The organism is Neotamlana nanhaiensis (assembly GCF_000943555.1).
Taxonomy (GTDB): Bacteria; Bacteroidota; Bacteroidia; order Flavobacteriales; family Flavobacteriaceae; genus Neotamlana; species Neotamlana nanhaiensis.
In genome coordinates, this window is sequence record NZ_JTDV01000013.1 from 186,724 (window position 1) to 208,492 (window position 21,769).

The 21,769-nt window shown below is 35.0% G+C and carries 19 protein-coding genes; 10 read left to right on the plus strand and 9 right to left on the minus strand.

All coding sequences use genetic code 11. From position 1 onward, the window contains the following. Positions 1–46 precede the first annotated feature (46 nt). Together PK35_RS13715 and PK35_RS13720 are read left to right on the plus strand one after the other, a co-directional pair. The gene (locus PK35_RS13715) at positions 47–1,996 is read left to right on the plus strand and encodes a YgiQ family radical SAM protein (RefSeq protein ID WP_044627124.1); all 1,950 of its coding nucleotides are present in this window, start codon (positions 47–49) and stop codon (positions 1,994–1,996) included. A gap of 479 nt (positions 1,997–2,475) precedes the next feature. Continuing rightward, the gene (locus tag PK35_RS13720; protein WP_131474416.1) at positions 2,476–3,000 is read left to right on the plus strand and encodes a hypothetical protein; all 525 of its coding nucleotides are present in this window, start codon (positions 2,476–2,478) and stop codon (positions 2,998–3,000) included. A 290-nt stretch (positions 3,001–3,290) separates the two neighbouring features. Here the strand turns inward: PK35_RS13720 and PK35_RS13725 are convergent, their stop codons facing one another. Together PK35_RS13725 and PK35_RS13730 are read right to left on the minus strand one after the other, a co-directional pair. Then, on the minus strand, positions 3,291–3,509 hold the full coding sequence (locus PK35_RS13725; protein ID WP_044627160.1) for a hypothetical protein: 219 nt from the start codon (positions 3,507–3,509) through the stop codon (positions 3,291–3,293). Between the two features lie 10 nt (positions 3,510–3,519). Beyond that, positions 3,520–4,011, minus strand: coding sequence for a DinB family protein (locus tag PK35_RS13730; protein ID WP_044627126.1), 492 nt, complete (start codon positions 4,009–4,011; stop codon positions 3,520–3,522). 230 nt (positions 4,012–4,241) lie between these two features. On the opposite strand from PK35_RS13730, the gene PK35_RS13735 reads away from it, so the two are divergent. Continuing rightward, positions 4,242–5,207, plus strand: coding sequence for a helix-turn-helix transcriptional regulator (locus PK35_RS13735; protein ID WP_044627127.1), 966 nt, complete (start codon positions 4,242–4,244; stop codon positions 5,205–5,207). Between the two features lie 189 nt (positions 5,208–5,396). Next, entirely contained in the window at positions 5,397–5,960 is a 564-nt protein-coding gene (locus PK35_RS13740) for a type 1 glutamine amidotransferase domain-containing protein (protein WP_044627128.1), read from the plus strand. Between the two features lie 164 nt (positions 5,961–6,124). Here the strand turns inward: PK35_RS13740 and PK35_RS13745 are convergent, their stop codons facing one another. Next, positions 6,125–6,829, minus strand: coding sequence for an N-acetylmuramoyl-L-alanine amidase (locus tag PK35_RS13745; protein WP_238320921.1), 705 nt, complete (start codon positions 6,827–6,829; stop codon positions 6,125–6,127). Positions 6,830–7,078: 249 nt separating this feature from the next. On the opposite strand from PK35_RS13745, the gene PK35_RS13750 reads away from it, so the two are divergent. After that, on the plus strand, positions 7,079–9,043 hold the full coding sequence (locus PK35_RS13750) for a DUF2075 domain-containing protein (protein ID WP_044627130.1): 1,965 nt from the start codon (positions 7,079–7,081) through the stop codon (positions 9,041–9,043). Here PK35_RS13750 and PK35_RS13755 read toward each other — a convergent pair. The 3 genes from PK35_RS13755 to polA form a co-directional block, all read right to left on the minus strand. Next, a complete protein-coding gene (locus PK35_RS13755) occupies positions 9,038–9,424 on the minus strand; it encodes a (deoxy)nucleoside triphosphate pyrophosphohydrolase (protein ID WP_044627131.1) in 387 nt (128 codons plus the stop codon). The genes PK35_RS13750 and PK35_RS13755 overlap by 6 nt on opposite strands. A gap of 14 nt (positions 9,425–9,438) precedes the next feature. Further along, entirely contained in the window at positions 9,439–10,287 is an 849-nt protein-coding gene (locus tag PK35_RS13760) for a DUF4421 family protein (RefSeq protein WP_157841070.1), read from the minus strand. A gap of 84 nt (positions 10,288–10,371) precedes the next feature. Beyond that, positions 10,372–13,236, minus strand: coding sequence for a DNA polymerase I (gene polA, locus PK35_RS13765; protein ID WP_044627133.1), 2,865 nt, complete (start codon positions 13,234–13,236; stop codon positions 10,372–10,374). 96 nt (positions 13,237–13,332) lie between these two features. Here polA and PK35_RS13770 point away from each other — a divergent pair, with 96 nt between their 5' ends. Beyond that, positions 13,333–14,739: an aldehyde dehydrogenase family protein gene (locus PK35_RS13770; protein ID WP_044627134.1), complete on the plus strand. Its 1,407-nt coding sequence runs from the start codon at positions 13,333–13,335 to the stop codon at positions 14,737–14,739. Between the two features lie 155 nt (positions 14,740–14,894). Here PK35_RS13770 and PK35_RS17195 read toward each other — a convergent pair whose 3' ends face one another. After that, a complete protein-coding gene (locus tag PK35_RS17195; protein ID WP_052826002.1) occupies positions 14,895–16,208 on the minus strand; it encodes a T9SS type A sorting domain-containing protein in 1,314 nt (437 codons plus the stop codon). Between the two features lie 182 nt (positions 16,209–16,390). Here PK35_RS17195 and PK35_RS13780 point away from each other — a divergent pair, with 182 nt between their 5' ends. Further along, positions 16,391–18,319: a tetratricopeptide repeat protein gene (locus PK35_RS13780; RefSeq protein ID WP_044627135.1), complete on the plus strand. Its 1,929-nt coding sequence runs from the start codon at positions 16,391–16,393 to the stop codon at positions 18,317–18,319. On the opposite strand, the gene PK35_RS17200 is transcribed toward PK35_RS13780, so the two are convergent. Beyond that, on the minus strand, positions 18,316–18,930 hold the full coding sequence (locus PK35_RS17200) for a response regulator transcription factor (protein WP_162182422.1): 615 nt from the start codon (positions 18,928–18,930) through the stop codon (positions 18,316–18,318). The two genes, PK35_RS13780 and PK35_RS17200, sit on opposite strands and share 4 nt — an antisense overlap. A 172-nt stretch (positions 18,931–19,102) precedes the next feature. On the opposite strand from PK35_RS17200, the gene PK35_RS13790 reads away from it, so the two are divergent. The 3 genes from PK35_RS13790 (at position 19,103) to PK35_RS13800 (ending at position 21,252) form a co-directional block, all read left to right on the plus strand. Then, entirely contained in the window at positions 19,103–20,329 is a 1,227-nt protein-coding gene (locus PK35_RS13790; protein WP_044627136.1) for a metallophosphoesterase, read from the plus strand. A gap of 44 nt (positions 20,330–20,373) precedes the next feature. After that, a complete protein-coding gene (locus PK35_RS13795; protein WP_044627137.1) occupies positions 20,374–20,673 on the plus strand; it encodes a thioredoxin family protein in 300 nt (99 codons plus the stop codon). 108 nt (positions 20,674–20,781) lie between these two features. Next, positions 20,782–21,252 carry a type II secretion system protein GspG gene (locus PK35_RS13800; RefSeq protein ID WP_044627138.1) on the plus strand — a complete coding sequence of 157 codons (471 nt, stop codon included), beginning with the start codon at positions 20,782–20,784 and terminating at the stop codon, positions 21,250–21,252. A gap of 123 nt (positions 21,253–21,375) precedes the next feature. Here PK35_RS13800 and PK35_RS13805 read toward each other — a convergent pair. Continuing rightward, on the minus strand, positions 21,376–21,769 hold a 394-nt coding region (locus tag PK35_RS13805), incomplete at its 5' end, for a hypothetical protein (RefSeq protein ID WP_238320922.1).

The window sequence follows — 21,769 nt, forward strand, 5'->3', positions numbered from 1 at the left end:
GTGTATTTGCAATTAAGTAGTAATTTCTATTTACCTTTGTGCCGTTATGCAAGAAGAATTAAGACTTTCTAGTTGGTTACCTACCACAAATAAAGAGGTGAAAATTCGCGGATGGGAAGAACTTGACGTTATCCTATTTAGCGGTGATGCCTATGTAGATCATCCAACCTTTGGTCCAGCAGTAATTGGGCGTTTATTAGAAAGCTTTGGGCTTAAAGTGGCTATTGTGCCACAGCCTAATGTTAACGATAATCTTCAGGATTTTGTTAAGTTGGGTAAGCCACGTTTATTCTTCGGTGTTACTGGTGGTTGTATGGATCCTATGATTAGTAACTACAATGCTAACAAAAAACGTCGCGATAAAGATGCTTACACGCCAAATGGCGAAATTGGTTTTAGACCAGATTATGCATCGACGGTTTATAGTAAAATTTTAAAAGAAAAATGGCCAGATACACCAGTTTTAATTGGTGGTATTGAAGGTTCATTACGTCGTGTAACACATTACGATTATTGGAGCGACCAACTAATGCCAACTATTTTAGAAACCTCTAAAGCCGATATGTTGGTGTACGGAATGGGCGAGCAGCCACTTCGTGAAATTGTCCGTTTACTAGAACGTGGTGTACCTTTTAATAGTATTAATACGGTAAACCAAACGGCGATTCTTATTAATGATGAAAACGATATCCCAAAAAACAAGAATTGGGAAGATGTTGAAATCGCTTCTCACGAAACCTGTTTAAAAGATAAAAAGGCTTACGCATCTAACTTTAAAGTAATAGAACAGGAGTCTAATAAATTAGCTGCAAGACGAATTTTCCAAAAAGTAGGTAATAAGATGCTGATGATTAATCCGCCGTATCCTACCATGACGGAAGCCGAAATTGATGCCTCTTTCGATTTACCGTACACACGTTTACCGCATCCAAAATACAATAAGCGTGGACCAATTCCTGCTTACGAGATGATAAAAACGTCTATAAACATTCATCGTGGTTGTTTTGGTGGATGCAGCTTTTGTACCATTTCGGCACATCAAGGAAAATTTATAGCGAGTCGCAGTAAAGAGTCTATATTAAGAGAAGTTGATAAAGTGGCGAATATGCCCGACTTTAAAGGCTATTTGTCTGATATTGGTGGACCAAGTGCCAATATGTATCAAATGAAAGGTAAAGTACAATCTATTTGCGATAAATGTGTTGCGCCAAGTTGTATTTCGCCAGTAATTTGTAGCAACTTAGATACGTCTCATAAACCGTTAACTGAATTATACCAAGCGGTTGATAGTCATCCGAAGGTGAAAAAATCCTTTATCGGATCTGGAATTAGACATGATATGTTGGTGCCAGAATTCAATAAAAATGCTGATGCTAAAGAGTTGGATGATTATACCGAAGAAGTGATGACCAAGCACGTTTCTGGTCGACTTAAAGTTGCGCCAGAACATACTAGTGATCCAGTATTAAAATTAATGCGAAAACCATCGTTTAGTTACTTCCATAAGTTTAAAGAACGTTTTGATAAAATCAATCTCAAGAATAAACTGAACTTGCAGTTAATTCCGTATTTCATTTCAAATCATCCAGCTTGCGAAGTTGAAGATATGGCAAATCTTGCTGCCGAAACTAAAGATATGGGCTTTCAGCTTGAGCAAGTTCAAGGTTTTACGCCAACACCAATGACGGTTGCAACGGTAATTTATTACAGTGGTTACCATCCGTATACACTTCAAAAGGTAAATACACCAAAAACCAGAAAGGAAAAGGATGAACAACACCGTTTTTTCTTTTGGTATAAAGATGAAAACAAAGCGTGGATAAAAAATACGCTTAATAAACTTGGTCGCCAAGATTTACTTGATGTTTTACTACCTAAAAAGGAAGAGAAATGGCGTAAAAATAAACCAGGTAAAACTAAAAATACTTTTAATGATGCTGTCCCTTTTAACCAACGAAAAAATAAGGTGAAGTATAAGAAGAAGCGTAAAAAGTAAATTTCAATTTTAATTATATTTTAAACAGTTTTTCTCCTAAAAATGAGAGGTTAAAGGAGGTGTAAAGTTTTTAATAACACACCCCTGATTCCCCTCTTTTTAGAGGGGACACTCGCACTTTAATTTATGCCTTAGTGATAGTTTTTTGTATGGCAATAATTAGAATAGATCTTCATGTTCAAATACAGTTGTTGTTTTAAAATTAAGTTAACAGTTACCCTCCTAAAAAGGAGGGATTAAGGAGGTGTAGAGCTTCTTTAAATACTCATTATTCCACATTTATTCATCGAACTTACAATGAATTTAGGAGTTTTTTAATTATTCAATTTATTAAAAACAGACTTCCAAATTCCGATTTTTACTAATACAAACCAGCTTGTGTTTTCATTTAAAACAAAGAATATTCAATAATTTTTCAATTTTTTTGATGACAAATCTTTCATATGTCGATGTGTAATAAATCACATAAATTAATTCATATGAAAACTTTTAAAGCGTTTATTGCAGTACTTTTATTATTTGTGGCATGGTCATGTTCAAAATCGGAATCTTCAACCGAGAATGAAGAGCAAAAGGGAGATTTTAATATTGAAGGTGTTTGGGAGTTGAGAAATTTAACTTTCGATGAGACTTTTCATATAGAAGAAAGTCAAGAGATCATTAAGTTTGTTGAATTAATTGTGAACGAAGGTTGCGAACTAATGACATTTGAGTTTAAACCAGATAAATCTTTTATTGTAGAACAATATGATGTAACTGATTATAACCCTACGGAAGAAGAAGTAGAATATGTTGTGAATTGTGAAAATATCGACACATTTACTGGTACTTGGGATTTACAAGAGAACCAACTCATGATTACAACTTCAGATGATGATGAGCCTATTTCAATTACGGTGAGGTATGAATCAGGAATGATGATTTTAGAAGATATGCCACTTGCTACTATTTTACCATTGGATGGACACGCAGATTTTGTTTATAAAAAGTTAGGGAGTGGGTAAAGAATTAAAGCTGTCATTTAGTGAACACACCCCTGATTCCCCTCTTTTTAGAGGGGACACTCGCACTTTTAATTTATGACTTAATGATAAGTTCTTTTTTTGGGGAATTATTTGAGTAAGCTTTTGTGTTATATTCTTATTATTTAAATTATTGAAAACTGTTTAAAATCGATATAAAATAAGATGAACAGTTTCCCTCCTAAAAAGGAGGGGCTAAGGGAAGTGTAAAACTCCTATAAGCACATCCTAAATTTATTTCATATAGAGGGAATACTCAGGTTTTTCAACATTTAAACCAATTCCTCACAATAAAACCCAAAGCTTTTAAATAGTTGTAAAATGGAAGACGGTGTAACGGTTTTGGTTTCAACTCGGAAGATGTTGTCACAATCTTCCAAGTCAAAATTCCAATAGCCGTTTTTAGTAATTAAACCATTTAAAGCAGGTTTTAACTGTTTAATTTCGCCTTGCGAAGTGATGGATGTTTTAAAAACTAAAATAGAATTCATACTATAAATTTTAGCGTTCATAAAAGAAAGGTGGTTCAATATTTAAAGCACGTAAATACACGTAGGCTTGTCCGCGATGATGAATTTCATTATCAATAAAATAAAAAATAGATGACCACACGGTGCCTTCATATTGCCCGAAACTTTTAATGGTTTCATGAAATTGTTCTAGTTTTATTTGTGCCCAATAGGTGTTAATATCCTCGGTGGCTTTATCCCACAATTCTAAAATTTTGGTTTTTTTATTGCCGTGTTCTACGTTTTCTAGGAGTTGCGCAGTTTCTGCCGTGGCAATTTCTTTTATGCCTGGTCCTGCAATACCTAAAAGTTCCATAACCATTTCGGCAAAGGTGCGCATGCCACCAATGGAATAATTAAAAAAATCATCTTCTGGAAAAGCTTCAATAACACGGCGTGTTAAACCACGGTGTCCTTGCCAATGGTTTAGTAATTCTTGGGGTGTAATAACAGTTGATAAATGAGTGTTTACGGTCGTTTCCATGATTGTAAATTTTAATGTTTTTATTATTTGAATTCAAAATTAAATTGGGTTGGTGACAGCTTTATGTCAGTAGTGAAAAATAAATTTTCAAAAACATTACTGCTGACAAACACTTGTCATACGCCACATATATTTTTGCTTGTTACAACTAATGAAATACTATGTTGAAGGATAAATTACATACAAACTTCAACCTGAAAACCTATCTTTGGAATATATGTTACAGCATTATGAGTTTTGATACCGTTAAGCGTTTTGATCGCATCGTAGCCATACTTATTCAACTACAATCCAAACGTATTGTAAAAGCGCAAGAATTGGCCGATAGATTTCAGGTGAGTTTACGAACTATTTACCGCGATATCCGTACCCTTGAAGCTTCGGGTGTGCCTATAATAAGTGAAGCAGGTGTTGGTTATTCAATTATGGAGGGATACCGATTGCCGCCAGTAATGTTTACGCGCGAAGAAGCTGGTAGCTTTGTTGCCGCCGAAAAGTTGATGCAAAAGTTTGTAGATAAATCTTTGGGGAATTATTACGAATCGGCTATGTTGAAACTAAAATCGGTGTTACGCGGACGTGAAAAAGATTGGATTTCGGCATTAGAGTCTCAAATTCTGGTTGATCCGTCTCATAAATTATTTAATGATGATTTGCCCAATGCCCTCGAAGTGTTGTTTGAAAGTATTGCGGAAAAGCGTCAAGTACATTTAAAATATCAGGCGCTTAACAACGAAACACCAACAGAGCGTTTTGTAGAACCTGTTGGTATTTATCACGAATCGGGATTTTGGTATGTGTTGGGCTTTTGTCATCTTAGGAAGGATTATCGCCAATTTCGAACCGATAGAATGCAAGCCATAAAGCCGTCACCACAGTCTTTTACCAGAACGCATATTACCTTAGATGATTATCGCAATCAATCGAACAATGTCGAAAAGACCAAGGTCGTCATTCAGGTAGATAAATCGGTAGTACGATTTATAGATAATAGTAAATGGCAATACGGTTTTGTGTCAGAAAAGATAAAAGCTAATTATGTTGAAATGACTTTTTTAACACCGTATGTTGAACACGGTTTTTCACGATGGTTTATCGTGTTTTCAGATTATGCTAAAATTATAGAACCTGAAAATTTAAAGCATAAAATGAAAGACATTTTAGAAAACGCCATATCTAGGTTATCGCAATCATAGCGTTTACTTACAGCCAATTATGCTTCGTTTTTTAACCCCGAACAAACGCCTTAAAACCTTCAATATTGCAACTTTAGTACTCTTTAACATAACCTGTTAAGTCTGGGTTAAACCATCTTGTTTTTTTGGTTTGAAGTTATTCCCTTGCTAATTTAGACGAAGAAATAATAACTTAAAATCACAAATGAAATGGAAAATTTAGAAAAAAAGACCGTTGCAATTTTAGCAACTAATGGATTTGAAGAAAGTGAATTAAAAGAACCTAAAAAAGCACTTGAAGAAGCAGGAGCCGATGTACATATTGTATCCTTAGAAGCGGGTGAAATTAAAGGTTGGAAAGATGGGAATTGGAGTAAAGATTCTTATAAAGTCGATAAAACGTTAAATGAAGTATCACAGAGCAATTACAATGCTTTAGTATTACCAGGAGGTGTTATTAACCCCGATACTTTAAGACGAAATGACAAGGCGGTACGTTTTGTAAAGTCGTTTTTTGAAAACAAAAAGCCAGTTGCAGCTATTTGCCATGCGCCTTGGTTATTGGCAGAAGCCAATGTTTTAAAAGGCAGAAAAGTAACCTCGTTCAATTCGATAAAAACCGATATTGAAAATGCAGGAGCGCATTGGGTAGACCAAGAAGTTGTTGTAGACGAAGGTTTAGTTACCAGTCGTTCACCAAAAGATTTACCAGTTTTTAATGCAAAGTTAGTTGAGGAGGTTTACGAAGGTAAGCACGAAATGCAAACCGCATAAGGTCTTTAAAATTAATATTAAGAGGCTGTCTAAAATAATGAAAGAGATGTCGTTCTGTTCCGAAGTTCGGAGTTGAGAATCTCGAAACACATAAAACGAGTACTTGAATACTATTTAAGTAGACCACAAAGAGGCATTTTTAGACAGCCTCTTTTTTTTGCTTTTTACTGAAGATTTAAAAGTTCGTCTTCTAATAAAATCAATATTTTTTTATCCTTTTCTGATAGTGTTTTTGATACTTCCGTTGGATTAAAATGAAGTTTAAACGAGTAAATAGCATTTTCTATATTGCTAATATTATAACCAATAAACTTTAAAGCTTTTTTCGGGTTGAAAGTACTATCAACAACCACGGCATCTAATTTCGATTCGTCGTACCAAATGCCATAACCGCTTTCGGCGAGGGTTTTCCAAGGAAATAAAGCACTTGGATCAACTTTTCGTCCCGGAGCAATATCGGCATGTCCAATAATGTTTTGTTTTGGGATGTTGTATTTTTCGGTTAAATGGTCTAACAGCCAAGTTAAATTATTTATTTGAGCATACGAGAAAGGTTCTTCGCCATCGTTATCAAGTTCAATGCCAATAGAAACACTGTTTAAATCGGTAACATTGCCCCAACTAGAATTACCAGCGTGCCATCCGCGAAGTAAATCGTTTAGCATTTGTGTGATGGTGCCATCGTCGCAAATCACATAATGCGAACTAACCTGCGTTCGCTTCAAAGCAAAGGTGCGGTAGGTTTGCTCGCAACTTTCTTGATCGGTGTGGTGAATGATAATAAAATTAGGTTTACGCAAACTAAAATTTTGCGATTCTATAACATTTATAGCTTGATTGTTTACAGAATCTGGCTGAATATATCTCAAACGCTTTCCTAAATTTTTGGCTTGCTTTTTATATGCTTTTTTTGATTCTTGGTATATGTTGTTGGAGCAGCTGAAAGCTAAAAAGAACAAAATAAAAAGAAATATAGATGGTAGATGCTTGATTTTTAAATTTTTATAAGTGTAGTGCATAAATGATGGTTTAGTAAACAAAAATAAGGTTTTCTGTTTCTTGAATCGAGAAATAACAATAGATTTGAGGTAGAACTACTAAAATAGAGAATAGACTATATGAACAGAGCTTATTACAAAAACTCAATTTCGGAATTTTTAAAAGAAGATTCTAGTTTTATTTTAGGACAGTTAAGTCTTAATCATACAAATCGTTCTCTTGAAGATTTACAAAAAAATGCATGGGTAAAACAAATAGAAATATTAAAGCGAGAATTAATAGGTTTTAAGGGATCTATTTATTTTGAATTTCAAATTCCCAGAATGGGAAAGCGTGTAGATAATATAGTAATTATTAAAGATTGTGTTTTTGTAATTGAGTTTAAAGTTGGAGATGACTCTTTTGGTAAACATGCAGAATTACAAGTGATTGATTATTGTTTAGATTTAAAGAATTTTCATGAAGGTAGTCATTTTGCAAAATTAATTCCTGTGTTGGTTGCAACTAATGCTTATAATTTAGCTTTTAATTTCAATGAAATTTTTAATTATAGCCATGTTGTAAAATGTAATCAAATTGGGATTAAAAAAGTTTTTAATGAAATTACCCTATGTTCAAATGAATTTTTAAATGTTTTACAATGGGAAAATTCAATTTATAAACCTACACCAACTATTGTTGAAGCTGCACAGGCGCTTTATAAAGGGCATAATGTTGAGGAAATTTCTAGGCATGATTCTGGTAAAATTAATCTAAATAAAACATCAAATTACATTAATAAAGTTATAGAGAGCTCTAAGATTAATAATAAAAAATCTATTTGTTTTATTACTGGTGTTCCTGGGGCTGGTAAAACTTTAGCTGGTCTTAGTATTGCAAATGATAGAATGCAAAAAAACGAAGACGAGAACGCAGTTTTTCTTTCGGGAAATGGTCCTTTGGTAGATGTTTTGCGTGAAGCTTTAGCTAGAGATTTTGTGCTAACATCGAAAGAAAAAGGGAATAGAGTTACTAAAGAAGAAGCAAAAAGAAGGACAAGTGCTTTTATTCAAAATATTCATCATTTTAGAGACGAGTATTTGAAACATAATGTTGAACCAACAGAAAAGGTCGTGGTTTTTGATGAGGCTCAAAGAGCTTGGAATAAAGATCAAGTGCGTTCTTTTATGAAGCGTAAAAGAGGTATTGAAAATTTCAAAATGTCCGAACCTGAATTTTTAATTGATGTAATGGATCGTCATAAAGATTGGTGTACACTTGTGTGTTTAATTGGTGGAGGCCAAGAGATAAATACAGGTGAAGCCGGTTTAGAAGAATGGATAAATGCTTTCGAAAATAATTATGGCGACTGGGAAATTCATTTTTCCAATTCAATTATTCGCAGTGCGAACTATATTAAAGAAGGAAAACAAAGAGATTGGTTATTGGAAAATGGTATTTCTGAAACCGATTTACACTTATCGGTTTCAGTTCGTTCATTTAGATCAGAAAAAGTATCGGCTTTTGTCCATGAGTTATTAGATTTAAATGTCATTGAAGCAAAAAAGTTGTTTTCAGAAATTAAAGATTCATTTCCAATTTATTTAACTAGAGATATTGAAGCTGCCAAAAGTTGGTTAAGGAAAGAGAGTAAAGGAACAGAGCGTTTTGGTTTAGTAGCTTCTTCGGGAGCTAGAAGGTTAAAGGCTTATGGAGTTAATGTGAAAAATGAAATTTCTGCACCCAATTGGTTTTTAAATCCTAGTGAAGATATTCGTTCCTCTTATTTTCTTGAAGACGTAGCTACAGAATTTGATATTCAGGGTTTGGAAATAGATAGAACCTGTTTAGTTTGGGGAGCAAATTTTTATTTGAAAAATAATAATTGGAATTACCAGAATTTTAAAGGAACTAAGTGGCAGAATATAAATAAGCAAGTAGATAAAGAATATCTTAAAAATACGTATCGTGTTTTGTTAACTAGAGCTAGGCAAGGTATAGTTATCTGCTTGCCAAAAGGATCTGATATAGATTATACAAGGCCTCATAAGTTTTACGATGAAACTTACAGCTATTTAAAAGAAGTTGGAATTGATAAATTATAACAACAAAAATTCATTTAAAATTGGGATATCAGCTTCTGCCCAATCCAAATCTAGTAATTCTTCTTTTTTTGCTAAAATAAAGTTAGCATGTTCTCTTAAAATTAAATCTCCTTTTATGTAATTAGCAACAAAAGGAATTAATTTGATTTTAAAATCAGGATATTCATGTGTTACAGGTGTTAATCGTTGCGTAACTTGGATATTAATATTGAGTTCTTCTTTAATTTCTCGTTTAATACATTCAATTTCAGATTCGTTGGATTCTATTTTTCCGCCTGCAAATTCCCATTTTAAAGGAAGCTTCATTGTTTCACTTCTTTGAAAAGCAAAAATTTTTTCATCTTTTATAATGATAGCACAAGTAACAAGAATAGTTTTCATTATGAAAAATGTATTTAGATTCCCAACTTCCGCTCAATACCTTCAACAGTTCTTTCAAGAAATTTAGGTGCATCAAAGCGATAGGCAAAATAGAGTTGCCCGTGGTTGCGGTCGTTTATGGTTCGTCTAACCGATTTGTAATTAATATTGTTGCTTTCAAAATTAAAAATGGCACCTACAGCAACCCGTTCTGTGGTGATACCAAATTGTAATCTGAAGTTAAATCCGCGCGTAAAAAATGTGTTTTTAGCTTTAGAGTTACTCGAAAATCTAACACCTGCTTTTGGAGTTACCGATGGAGCAATAAACCAATTATTGTCGATGCACCAGGTGTAATGATAGGTTGGTAAAATGCTAAAATCGTAGTTGTGTTGCTTGTATTTCTCGTTATCTACAAGGTCAAAAATTCTGTTATAACTTATTGTAAAACTCGGTACAAAGCTACCAGCACTTGTGCGTTGCCATTCGTTTTTCTGAATTAAGTGTTTTAAAGAAAACTTGTCGTTAAAATTATAAGATGTCGATAAGGTGTAGCGCGTCGATTTTAAATCGGGAAAATCAGTTTGGACATTTTGTAGATAATCATTTTGAGCATAAAAGCCCTTTATTCGGCTGAAATTAGCACCTAAAATCCATTGTTTTAAAAATACATTAACTCTGGCCTCTAAAAATTTCGATTTTCGATTACTTGTGTGTGGTGAAAAGCCAAAACCTAACCCTAAAAACTTGTAATTAGCCGATAGTTTTGTGCGTAGGTTGTTTGCGGCTTCAATGGAATAACGTTGATTGTTGTCGTCATCAATGACAGAAAGCAGTTCACTTTGAGTATTTATTGAAACATTTGTAATCAGGTATTCGCTCAAGTTAACGATGTCTTGAGCAGATACCTTATAAATTAAAAAGAAACAGGCGATGAAGCAAAAACGTTTCATTTAATGATGTAAAAATTAATGCGCCTCCAACCAATTATCACCAGTATCTAACTCAACATCGAGCGGTACAACTAGTTTATAAGCGTTTTCCATTTCGGTTTTAATTAAAGTTGAAATGGTTTCCAGTTCTGGTTTATAAACGTCGAAAACCAATTCATCGTGCACTTGTAGTAGCATTTTTGTTTTGTAATTGCCAGCTTCAAGTTTGTTGTGAATGGCAATCATAGCGAGTTTAATAATGTCGGCAGCACTACCTTGAATTGGCGCATTTACCGCATTACGTTCGGCAGCACCACGAACAACCGCATTTCTAGAATTGATGTCTTTTAAATATCTGCGACGGCCTAAAACCGTTTGCACATAACCATGGTCGCGTGCAAAATCGACTTGTTTACTGATGTAGTTTTTTAGCTTCGGATAGGTTTCGTAATACGTGTCAATTAACTCTTTGGCTTCACTGCGAGACAAGTTAGTTTGATTACTTAATCCGAAAGCAGAAACGCCATAAATAATACCGAAGTTTACGGTTTTGGCGTTGCTACGTTGTTCGCGCGTGACGTCTTCAATAGCCACATTAAACACTTTTGCAGCAGTTGAAGCGTGAATATCTTCACCGTTGTTAAAGGCTTCAATCATGGTTTCTTCTTCACTTAAGGCTGCGATAATGCGTAATTCAATTTGAGAATAATCAGCAGCTAAAAGGGTGTAATCTTCGCTTCGCGGAATAAACGCCTTTCGCACTTGACGACCACGCTCGGTACGAATAGGAATGTTTTGTAAGTTCGGGTTGTTACTACTTAAACGACCAGTAGCGGCAACGGTTTGCATATAATCGGTGTGTACGCGTCCTGTGGCTTCTTCAACTTGAAGCGGTAATGCATCAACATACGTGCTTTTAAGTTTGCTTAAACCTCTAAAATCTAAAATATTTTGGATGATTTCATGGTCTTTAGCCAAATAACTCAATACATCTTCTGCAGTAGAATATTGCCCAGTTTTGGTCTTTTTAGGCTTGTCAACCAGCTTCATTTTTTCAAACAAAATAACACCCAATTGTTTAGGTGATGCAATGTTGAATTCCTCGCCAGCAGCTTCGTAAATACTCTTTTCGAGTGTCGCAATGTCGTTGTTTAGTTGTTCTGCGAGTGACGCTAAAAAGTCTTTGTCTAGATTAATGCCTTCCAATTCCATGGCTGCTAAAACGCGTAGTAACGGAATTTCAATATCATCAAACAAGGTTTGGGTATTGGCTTCGCCTAATTCGTTTTGAAAATGTTCTTTTAATTGAAGGGTGATGTCGGCATCTTCAACCGCGTATTCCGTTTGTTTTTCCAAAGGAACATCGCGCATTGAAAGCTGATTTTTTCCTTTCTTGCCAATTAACGTTTCAATTGAAATTGGTGTATAATTCAAATAGGTTTCTGCCAATACATCCATATTATGGCGCATATCTGGATTGATGAGGTAATGCGCTAACATGGTGTCGAACAATTTACCTTTTACCTCGATATTGTATTTGGCTAAAACCTTGATGTCGTATTTTAAATTCTGGCCGATTTTCTCAATGGTTTCACTTTCAAAAAACGGACGTAATTCCTCGATTAAATCTTGTGCTTCGGTTTTGTCTTCAGGAAAAGGCAAGTAAAAGCCTTTGCCAACTTCCCATGAAAATGCAATGCCAACCAATTCTGCAGTTAACGGATTTAAACCTGTGGTTTCGGTATCAAAACACACCGAAGTTTGGTTCATTAAATTTTTAATGAAGAGTTTTGTTGCCATTCCAGAAGCGACGCTTTGGTAAAAATGGCTTGTGTTTTCTGCAGTTTTTCGGATGTGCGATGCTGAACTTGTTTCGGTATCTGACTCATTAACATCACCACCAAATAGAGAAAATTGCCCAGCGCCTGCTGTCCCCTTTTGTCCTGCGGACATTTTCCCCGAAGGGGAAACAGTTGTATCTGCGGTTTTTGAAGTACTTTCCGTGGCTTCAGCTTCAGCGGCAAAAGTTTTTAAGAAGTTTTCAGTAAGTCGTCTAAACTCTAAATCTTGAAAAATAGTTTTAACCGCTTCAATATCTGGATCACACATTTCAAAATCTTTTTCATCAAATTCCACCGGAACATCAAGCATTATGGTAGCCAGTTTTTTCGATAGTAAACCTAATTCTTGGTTAGCTTCTACCTTCTCCTTCATTTTACCTTTCAGCTCATGGATGTTTTCAAACAAACCTTCCATACTTCCATAGGCTTTCAGGAATTTTTTTGCGGTTTTCTCACCAACACCTGGTAAACCTGGAATGTTATCACTCGCATCACCCATCATTCCTAAGAAATCAATCACCTGTAACGGGTCTTCAACTTCAAACTTTTTCTGTACTTCAGGAATGCCCCAAGTTTCATAACCACCACCAAACGATTTTGGGCGGTACATAAAAATGTTTTCAGAAACTAACTGTGCAAAGTCCTTATCAGGCGTTACCATAAAGGTTTGATAACCTTGTTTTTCGGCTTGTTTTGATAAGGTTCCTATAACGTCGTCGGCTTCATAACCTTCCTTCACCATAATAGGAATATGCATGGCTTTTAAAATTTCTTGAATGTATGGTACGGCTACTTTTATGGCTTCTGGCGTTTCGTCGCGATTGGCTTTGTAAGCCTCAAACATTTCCACGCGATCTGCACTTCCGCCTTTATCGAAACATACGGCTAAATGGTCTGGACGCTCGCGTTTTATCACATCTAAAAGTGAATTCATAAAACCCATAATGGCAGACGTATCGATGCCTTTTGAGTTGATTCTTGGATTTTTTATAAAGGCGTAATACCCACGGAAAATTAAGGCGTAAGCATCTACTAAGAAAAGACGTTTTTGGTCTGACATGAGTTTGAATTTGAAAGAACGTAAAACTACGAAAACTATGAAAGATTATAAATTAATTGAAATGCAATTTGTATTTTTCATAACAACAAAACTTTTATGGCATTGGAGAATCCGTATTTACAAATCTTTAATAAGCAGAAAGCGAACCAGTTTCGTGTGGCAAATGCTTCTTATAAAATAAGAATAAAAAAATTAAAAGCGTTAAAAAAGGCATTGGAAAGCACGTACAAGCAAGACCTTCGAGATGCTTTGTATGCCGATTTTAAAAAACCGCAGTTGGAAGTCGATTTAACTGAATTATATCTTGTAATTAAGGAAATTAAAGTGGCAATTAAAAACTTAAAACGTTGGACGCGGAAGGAGCACGTAGGAACACCGTTGTCTTTAATTGGAACATCGTCGTACATTCAATACGAACCCAAAGGAGTGTGTTTAATAATTTCGCCATGGAATTATCCAGTAAACTTAACGTTTTGTCCTTTGGTATCGGCAATGGCTGCTGGAAATACGGCGATAATAAAGCCTTCTGAAATGACACCAAACACGTCGAAAGTTTTGGCAAATATTGTAAAAGCGCTGTTTAATGAAGATGAAGTGGCATTGTTTGAAGGAGATGTTGAGATTTCTAAAAACTTATTGAAGCTGCCTTTTAACCATATCTTTTTTACAGGATCGCCAACCGTTGGAAAAGTTGTTATGCAAGCCGCTGCGAAACATTTAGCTTCAGTAACCTTAGAGTTAGGCGGGAAGTCGCCCACCATTATTGACGACACGGCAAAAATTGAAACCACGGTAAAAAGTCTAGTTTGGGGTAAACATGTAAACACAGGACAAACGTGTATTGCACCCGATTATGTTTTGGTGCACGAAAGTAAAAAGGAGGCTTTTGTAAAAGCTTATAAGGAAACTTTAGTGGATTATTTTAGTAAAAATCCGAATAAGTCGAAATCGTTTGGGCGTGTTGTAAACGAAAAGCATTTTAAACGCTTAACAAGTTATATTGAAGCGGCGGTAGAAGCCAAAGCCATCATAGAAAAAGGTGGAAATTATGACGCAACCGATAATTACATTGCCCCGACTTTAATTACAGATTTACCACAACATAATCAGTTGTTGCAAGATGAAATTTTTGGTCCTATTCTTCCCGTAAAAGCCTATAAAACGTTGAATGAAGTTGTAACTTATATCAATAAAAAAGAACGCCCTTTGGCGCTTTACATTTACAGTACATCTAGAAAGAATATCAATTTTATTTTGCAAAACACACGAGCTGGTGGTACTTGTATAAACGCCACAGCTGTTCATTTTACAAACCACGAATTGCCCTTTGGAGGCATTAACAACAGTGGTATTGGTAAAACGCATGGCTATTTTGGATTTCAAGCATTTTCAAACCAACGCGCCGTTTTAAAAAGCCATTGGTTGGGCGCCTTAAAAATGGTGTTTCCGCCGTATACCAATTTTAAACAAAAAGTAGCCGATTTTACGTTGAGATGGTTTTAAAAAACTGCCTGAAAGCTCAGCGATATGGTATGGAGTTAATCAATAATAATTAGCTATTAAAAATTATTAAAAACATTGTATTATCCCAAAACATAATCGGGAGCACTCTAAACTATCATCTTAAATGAGTATTTCAGGCAGACTAAAATAATTAACTAATTGACAACTATTTTTTGAATTCTTGAACCATAATCGCTATTAAGTTTTATTACATACATGCCAGTTTTTAAATGGCTAACATCTAATTTATTACTAAATGGCGCTTTAAAAACACGTTTTCCTAATAAATTATAGCATTCTACAGAATTAATATTTCCCTCATTTTTTGCAGAAATGTTTATGGTGTTTTTAACTGGGTTGGGGTAAATGGTTATAGCTAATTTGTCGATGTTTGATGTACTTAAAGAACCGCTGCAATTTTCACTAAAACTTACTCCAGAATCAATATTTGTAAAGGTGGTATTGGCGTAATTAACATCATCAACTGTAATGCAAGTAAGGTTGTTGTTTGCTGCGGTAAAGTTAGATGTTGTCATATTACTATTATTACCAGTTTTAAGGTTTAACTCTGTTAACACATTGTTTTCACAGAAAAAATTAGTTAGTAAAGTTTGGTTGCTTAGGTCTAAGGCCTCAAGGTTATTGTACTGGCATCTTAGGTTGGTTAGCAACGTGTTGTTTGTAACATCCAGAGCGGTTAGGTTGTTATTAAAACAGTTAATTGACGTTAAGAGGGTGTTATTGCTAAGGTTTAAAGAAGCAATCTCGTTATAGGTGCATCCTAAATAAGTTAAAGCTGTATTTGTGCTAACATCGAGTGATGTTAAATCGTTAGAGTTACAGGAAAGTGTCTGTAAATTTGTGTTGCTAGAAGTGTTAAGGTTTGTAAGGTTGTTTCCTTCGCATTCTAAGTTTGTTAAAAGTGTTAAATTAGAAAGGTTTAGCGTATTGATGTCATTATAGGAACAAACTAAAGACTCTAGGTTTGTTTTGTTATCAATATTTATTTCCGTTAAATCGTTATATCCGCAGTCAATTAAATTTAATGCGGTATTATTGGGTATGGTTATACTTGTTAAATTGTTGCTCATACAAGCTAATCGCTCTAAGTTAGTATTGTTGGTGAGGTCTAGTGTTGTAAGACTGTTATAATTAACCGATAAAACGGTGATTGCTGTATTGTTTGAAACATCTATACTCGTTAAGTTGTTCGATAGGCAGTATAAGCGGTTAAGGTTTGTAAAAGCTTCAATTCCTGTTAGGTCTGAAATGCCTAAAGAATTAGCAATTATAGATCCTGTGAATGCGTTGGCTTCAGAGACTTGAATTTCACCATCGGCGTTAGTGTTTATTTCAGAATTATTTACCAAATAGTTTTTAAAAGCGGCGTCTGGAATGCTAACATTTTGCGCAATCGTAAAAGTTGTAAAGATTAAGGTGATTAAAATTGAGAACGTAATTTTTTTCATGTTTAATGTGTCTTGAAAAAGACTGAATTCAAACACCCAATTTTATTTGGGTGAATGAAAACAGTTCTTTAATGATTAATAGCAATGCTAAATTGCTGTTTTAATACGAGTTGTATTTCATCCTTTTGGGTGATTTTTTAAAAAATTGTGTTTTGTATTTTTGTGATATCATAAAATTGTACATGGCTATATTTCTTCGATTGTGTTTACTATTCCTATTTAGCACCTGTGTTTTTGCACAAGATGCAAAGCCAGATGCTTATCAAGACAGTTTGCAAACCATCATCAATGGAAATTCGATTAAATCGGAAAAAGAAGAAGCGCTGTTTTTATTAGGAGAATATGTGGTGCAGCGCGATCCTGAACTAGCCGAAAGAACCGCCAATACTCTAAAACAAGATTACATTGATAAAGATGATGCAGATAAACACCAGCGTAATAATTACATTCTTGCAGCAAGCCACCGTTGGCAAGGTGATTATAAAACGGCTCTAGACTATTATCAAAAAATACACGATGTTGCTTTAAAAACCAAAGATTCATTAAACATTGCCAGAAGTGCTCATTTTATTGGTTCGTTAAATTCGTTTTTAGGAAATAATGTGATTTCTCAAAATCATTTATTAGAAGCGGCAAGCATTTACGAAAAAATAGGCTCGCCAACCCAAAAAGCAAGCATCAATAACGTTTTAGCAGGTTTTTATTGGAATATCGATCAATTAGAAAAAGGAAAAGATAAATACCTTTTAGCGCTAGAACAATTTGAAACGTTAAACGATAGCGCTGGTATGGCAAGTACTCATGCTAATTTAGGTATGCTGTTTACCGAATTGAATGACTTTGAAAAAGCTGAAACGCACCTCATGCAACAAAAAGCGCTAAATAAAGTGTTTCCAACTTTGCGAGAAATGGGTTTTCATCATGATTTTTTAGGGGTATTAAGGCAAAAGCAAGGGCGTTTGCAAGAGGCTTATCAAGAGCATTTAAAAGCCTTACAGATACGAGAAAATTTGAGTAGCACGTACAATTTATGCGAATCGAAGTTAAACATGGGCGAGGTACTTATAAAGCTAGGGCGATATCCAGAAGCTATTTCGCATTTAAAAACCGTTTTTGAATTCGATGAGCATCAATCGTTATACCAACAACAAGCGGCTTACGAATTGTTATCTCAAGCTTATGAAAAAAGCGGACGATTTAAAGAGGCGCTCCAAAGTTTTAAAGATTATACGACGTTGAGCGATTCTATTTATTCTAAAGAATCTATAGAAATAATCGCCGAGAAAGATGCGAAATACGAAAAACAAAAAACAGATGCCGAAATTGCTTTGTTGAGTAAAGAAAAAGAGGTATCCGAAGCTATGTTATCGCGTTCTCGAATTATTATAACAGCGAGTTTAATTGGGGTATTGGTATTGCTAATTGCGGCAATAGCTTTTTATAAAATGTATGCCAAAAACAAACAGAAAAATAAAATTATAACCAAGGCATTAAGCGATAGAGAATTGTTGTTGCACGAAACGCATCATCGGGTGAAGAATAATTTACAGATGATTTCCAGCCTGCTCAATTTACAATCAAAATACGTTACCGATGCTAAGGCGCTCGAAGTGCTTCAAAACGGAAGAAACCGCGTGCAGTCTATGGCCATTTTGCATAAAAGCTTGTATTCTGGCGAGGATTTAAATATGGTAAATATTCAAGAATACTTTTCAGGATTGGTAAAAAGTATTTTTAATTCTTATAACAAATCCGAACACGACATAAAAACGACAGTAAAAGCCAAAAATCTAGTTTTAGATTTAGAAGAGGTTATTCCGTTGGGTTTAATTGTTAACGAATTAGTAACCAATTCGCTTAAACACGCCTTCCCCGAAACTATTATTCCGCAACCCGAAATAAACGTTGAAATGATTGAAACCGATACGTTGTACAAACTTTTGGTTAGTGATAATGGTATTGGTGGAAAGAAAAGTAAGGGTGAAAAAGAACAAGAAGCGTCCTTTGGGCAGCGATTATTAAAATCCTTAACTCAAAAGTTAAAAGCTAAAATAACTACTACAAATAAAAATGGCACCGAGGTTAGTATTGAAATCCCTAAAAAAGCTTAGTGGAGCAACTCGTTAAGCAACGACATGGTTTCAGAACGGGTATGCGTATTCATTTTCTCGTAAATGTTTTTAATATGTGTTTTTATGGTGTTTATGCTTACAAATAAATCTTCAGCTAATTGCCCGTTGGTTTTGCCATCATATAATCCTTTTAAAACATCAAATTCCTTTTCGGTTAGTGGCGATGCAATTAAATGGTTAATAGTTTCACGGTTTAAATCCAGAGGTAAAATAAATTTCGAAAAGTTGTGCAGTGCAATTTCAATGCTAGAAAATAGTTCGCCTTCATTAAAAGGTTTTACAATGTATCCCATGGGTAAAGTTTGTTTTGCCTTTTCAACAATGTCCTTTCCAGAGTACGAGGTGAGGTATAAAAACGGAATTTTACGTGTTTTGTTAATATGTTCTGCAATTTCAAACCCTTCAAAATTTCCGTCAAGGTTTATGTCGAGTAATACTAAATCGGGTTTTAACGTATCTATGCATTCTAAGGCTTCAGGTTTGTCATAAGCCGTAGCAACAACAGTATAATTTACGTTGGTAAGCATTTCGCTAATATCTTCGGCAATAATGGGGTCGTCTTCAATAATTAAGACACGAATGGTAGACATACTATTAAATAGTTTAAGGGAGTTTTCTACCCGAAAATTACCTTTTTTAAAACAACTATTTAAATTTTTTCGATGAAAATTAAATCTAAACAGGTTCATTTCCAGAAATCTTAACAATTAGTTAAATGCTAAACCAAGTTAAAAAATACTTTATATTTGATAAAAAAAACATATGCTCCGCTGGATTATATTTATAATTTCTTACACACTCCTTTCAATTTACGGTTTCCAAGCACTTAAAACAGCAGTAAAAAGCGTTTGGATTTATTATTTGTTTTTAGCTATTGCGGTTATTGTAGAGGCTAATTTTCTATATCAATTCTTATCCGCTTCCGAAGGTCGTGTACTCACACCTGGAAAAAGCTATGCATTCGGGTTTTTATTAGCATTTATAGCCTTTAATTTGGTGATTATCCCTTTCATGTTTGGTGAGGATATTATTAGAATTATCATGGGCTTATACAACAAATTATTTTCACAAAAGGAATCTTTTAGTATTCCGTCGCGACGAAAATTTATAAGTCAGATTGCCTTAGGGTTAGCAGCAGTACCATTTGCCTCAATTTTATATGGTATGTATCGTGGTAAATACCGTTATCGTGTGTTGAATTATACCTTGCACTTCGAAGATTTACCTAAAGCTTTCGATGGTTATAAAATCACGCAAATAAGCGATATACATTCGGGTAGTTTCGATAACCATGAAAAAATTGAGTATGGCGTTAACCTCATTAACGAGCAAAAGTCCGATGTTATTTTATTCACTGGCGATATGGTAAACAATAAAGCCAGCGAAATGGAACCTTGGAAAAATACATTTGGGACTTTAAAAGCTAAAGATGGCGTGTTTTCGGTACTTGGTAATCACGATTATGGCGATTATGTACACTGGGAAACCAAAGAAGCAAAGGCCGAAAACTTAGAGCAATTAAAGCAAATTCAAAAAAGTATGGGCTTTAATTTATTACTAAACGAAAGCCGATTTATCGAGCGAAATGGCGAACGCATTGCCTTAGTAGGTGTAGAAAACTGGGGGAAAGGCTTTAAAAAAGTAGGCGATTTAAAAAAGGCAGCTCAAAACGTGTCGGCATCCGATTTTAAAATCCTTATGAGTCACGATCCAACCCATTGGGAAGAGCAAGTAATACCAGATAATTATCACTACCATTTAACCCTAAGCGGGCACACACACGGCATGCAATTTGGTATCGAAATACCAGGACTTATAAAGTGGAGCCCAGCCAAATGGCGCTACAAACATTGGGCAGGCATTTACCAGCAAATGGGGCAATACATAAACGTAAACCGCGGGTTTGGGTATTTAGGTTATCCTGGGCGCGTAGGCATCTGGCCCGAAGTAACTGTAATAGAACTAAAACGCGGTACAAAACCTGCTTAATTGTGTTATAAATCGTTATATTTGTTTAACAAAAGCATTAATTTATGTCGAAATTTGGAGAACTTATAGATGTTGAAATTCCGGTGCTGCTTGCGTTTTATAACCAATGGGATGCCAACAAAACCCAAACCCAGCATCAAAATTTGCACGACGTGGCGGCAACCTTAGGTAATAAGGTAAAAGTTATAAAAATTGATGTCGATAAAAACAAAGATTTAGCCGAAGCACTTCGCATAAAAACCCTGCCTACACTTATAGTTTACAAACACGGCGAAATGAAATGGCGCCAAAGTGGCGAGCAACAAGCCAACGATATTATAGCTAAAGTAGAAGCTTATATTTAATTTTTTGGCGTTACGCCTCCTAAGGTCGGCGTCAGGCTTTACGTTACAAGTCCTCGCAAGCTGCGGGCTTTTCACTGCAATCCTTAACGCGGCTTTACCTATTAAAAAATGTTAGAATTTATAATAACCACATTAGCCGAATTTGGTCTTATTCGCGAAGATTTTAAGCATCAAAAGCGCATTAGAGCTAAAGAAAAGCAAGATGGTGTAAAACGGCCATTTCAAAAATATGCATTGCAACCCAGTGCGCTTTTGTTTTTATGTTGTTTTGTGCTTGTTGTAGTAAGTTCTATAGTGTTTTTTGCCTACCAACGAAAAGCTATTTTTCCTAAAAAAACCAAAAAGGAAATAGCCGAAATGAGTGGGAGAGTTGAAGCGTTTAAAGCACATTTTAATACATATCCAAACACAATAAACGAGCTTATAGGTAATAACCCCATGAGGCAAAGTTGGAAAACTGATGCTTGGGACAGAGCATATCAATATACAATTACCAATAACGGAAACAAATTTATCATCATTTCGGCAGGATATGATGGTAAATTTCATACTAAAGATGATATAACTTCAAGTCAATAACCTGCAAACAATTGTACGTTCTATTTAAAACTTGTAGTGTTTGTTGAATGTTTTGTTTTAAACCTAATATCATAGTCAAATCCGCCGTAATTGCGGTTATATATTGTTGCCACCAGTATTTTTTCAGTAAATCGGTCCATCAAATTTCACAATCGTTGTGTCATTTTTGACAGTAAAGTCAACCCAATGGTCTAACGAGCCTCCATTTGTATAATATCCGCCACCACTTATTTCCTTTCTTCCGTCCGCACGAGTAAAAGTCAGCGAGTAAGCTCCGTCAGTTTCATTTTTCCGCATCGATAAAAATTCAGTCACGCTTTCATTCGGCTCGATTCGGTCAATTTTTATCACGTCCAGTTTTTCGGTCGTAGTAAATTCCACGTTTGTTATTGGTTCGCTTGAGTCATTTTTAACTTTCATTTCAATTCCGTTTTCTTCGAACATAAAACACGAGTTAAAAGTCAGAATTATCATTATTGCAAGCAGTTTTTTCATATGTCTAGTCCTGAAATATGGC

What these genes read in the sequence shown, in the direction of transcription:
- PK35_RS13715 (WP_044627124.1), top strand. Translation starts at nt 47, where the DNA reads ATGCAAGAAGAATTAAGACTTTCTAGTTGGTTACCTACCACAAATAAA.
- PK35_RS13790 (WP_044627136.1), top strand. Translation starts at nt 19,103, where the DNA reads ATGCTCCGCTGGATTATATTTATAATTTCTTACACACTCCTTTCAATT.
- PK35_RS17195 (WP_052826002.1), bottom strand. Translation starts at nt 16,208, where the DNA reads ATGAAAAAAATTACGTTCTCAATTTTAATCACCTTAATCTTTACAACT.
- PK35_RS13725 (WP_044627160.1), bottom strand. Translation starts at nt 3,509, where the DNA reads ATGAATTCTATTTTAGTTTTTAAAACATCCATCACTTCGCAAGGCGAA.
- PK35_RS13740 (WP_044627128.1), top strand. Translation starts at nt 5,397, where the DNA reads ATGGAAAATTTAGAAAAAAAGACCGTTGCAATTTTAGCAACTAATGGA.
- PK35_RS13800 (WP_044627138.1), top strand. Translation starts at nt 20,782, where the DNA reads ATGTTAGAATTTATAATAACCACATTAGCCGAATTTGGTCTTATTCGC.
- PK35_RS13750 (WP_044627130.1), top strand. Translation starts at nt 7,079, where the DNA reads ATGAACAGAGCTTATTACAAAAACTCAATTTCGGAATTTTTAAAAGAA.
- PK35_RS13730 (WP_044627126.1), bottom strand. Translation starts at nt 4,011, where the DNA reads ATGGAAACGACCGTAAACACTCATTTATCAACTGTTATTACACCCCAA.
- PK35_RS13755 (WP_044627131.1), bottom strand. Translation starts at nt 9,424, where the DNA reads ATGAAAACTATTCTTGTTACTTGTGCTATCATTATAAAAGATGAAAAA.
- PK35_RS13780 (WP_044627135.1), top strand. Translation starts at nt 16,391, where the DNA reads ATGGCTATATTTCTTCGATTGTGTTTACTATTCCTATTTAGCACCTGT.
- polA (WP_044627133.1), bottom strand. Translation starts at nt 13,236, where the DNA reads ATGTCAGACCAAAAACGTCTTTTCTTAGTAGATGCTTACGCCTTAATT.
- PK35_RS13735 (WP_044627127.1), top strand. Translation starts at nt 4,242, where the DNA reads ATGAGTTTTGATACCGTTAAGCGTTTTGATCGCATCGTAGCCATACTT.
- PK35_RS13770 (WP_044627134.1), top strand. Translation starts at nt 13,333, where the DNA reads ATGGCATTGGAGAATCCGTATTTACAAATCTTTAATAAGCAGAAAGCG.
- PK35_RS13720 (WP_131474416.1), top strand. Translation starts at nt 2,476, where the DNA reads ATGAAAACTTTTAAAGCGTTTATTGCAGTACTTTTATTATTTGTGGCA.
- PK35_RS13795 (WP_044627137.1), top strand. Translation starts at nt 20,374, where the DNA reads ATGTCGAAATTTGGAGAACTTATAGATGTTGAAATTCCGGTGCTGCTT.
- PK35_RS17200 (WP_162182422.1), bottom strand. Translation starts at nt 18,930, where the DNA reads ATGTCTACCATTCGTGTCTTAATTATTGAAGACGACCCCATTATTGCC.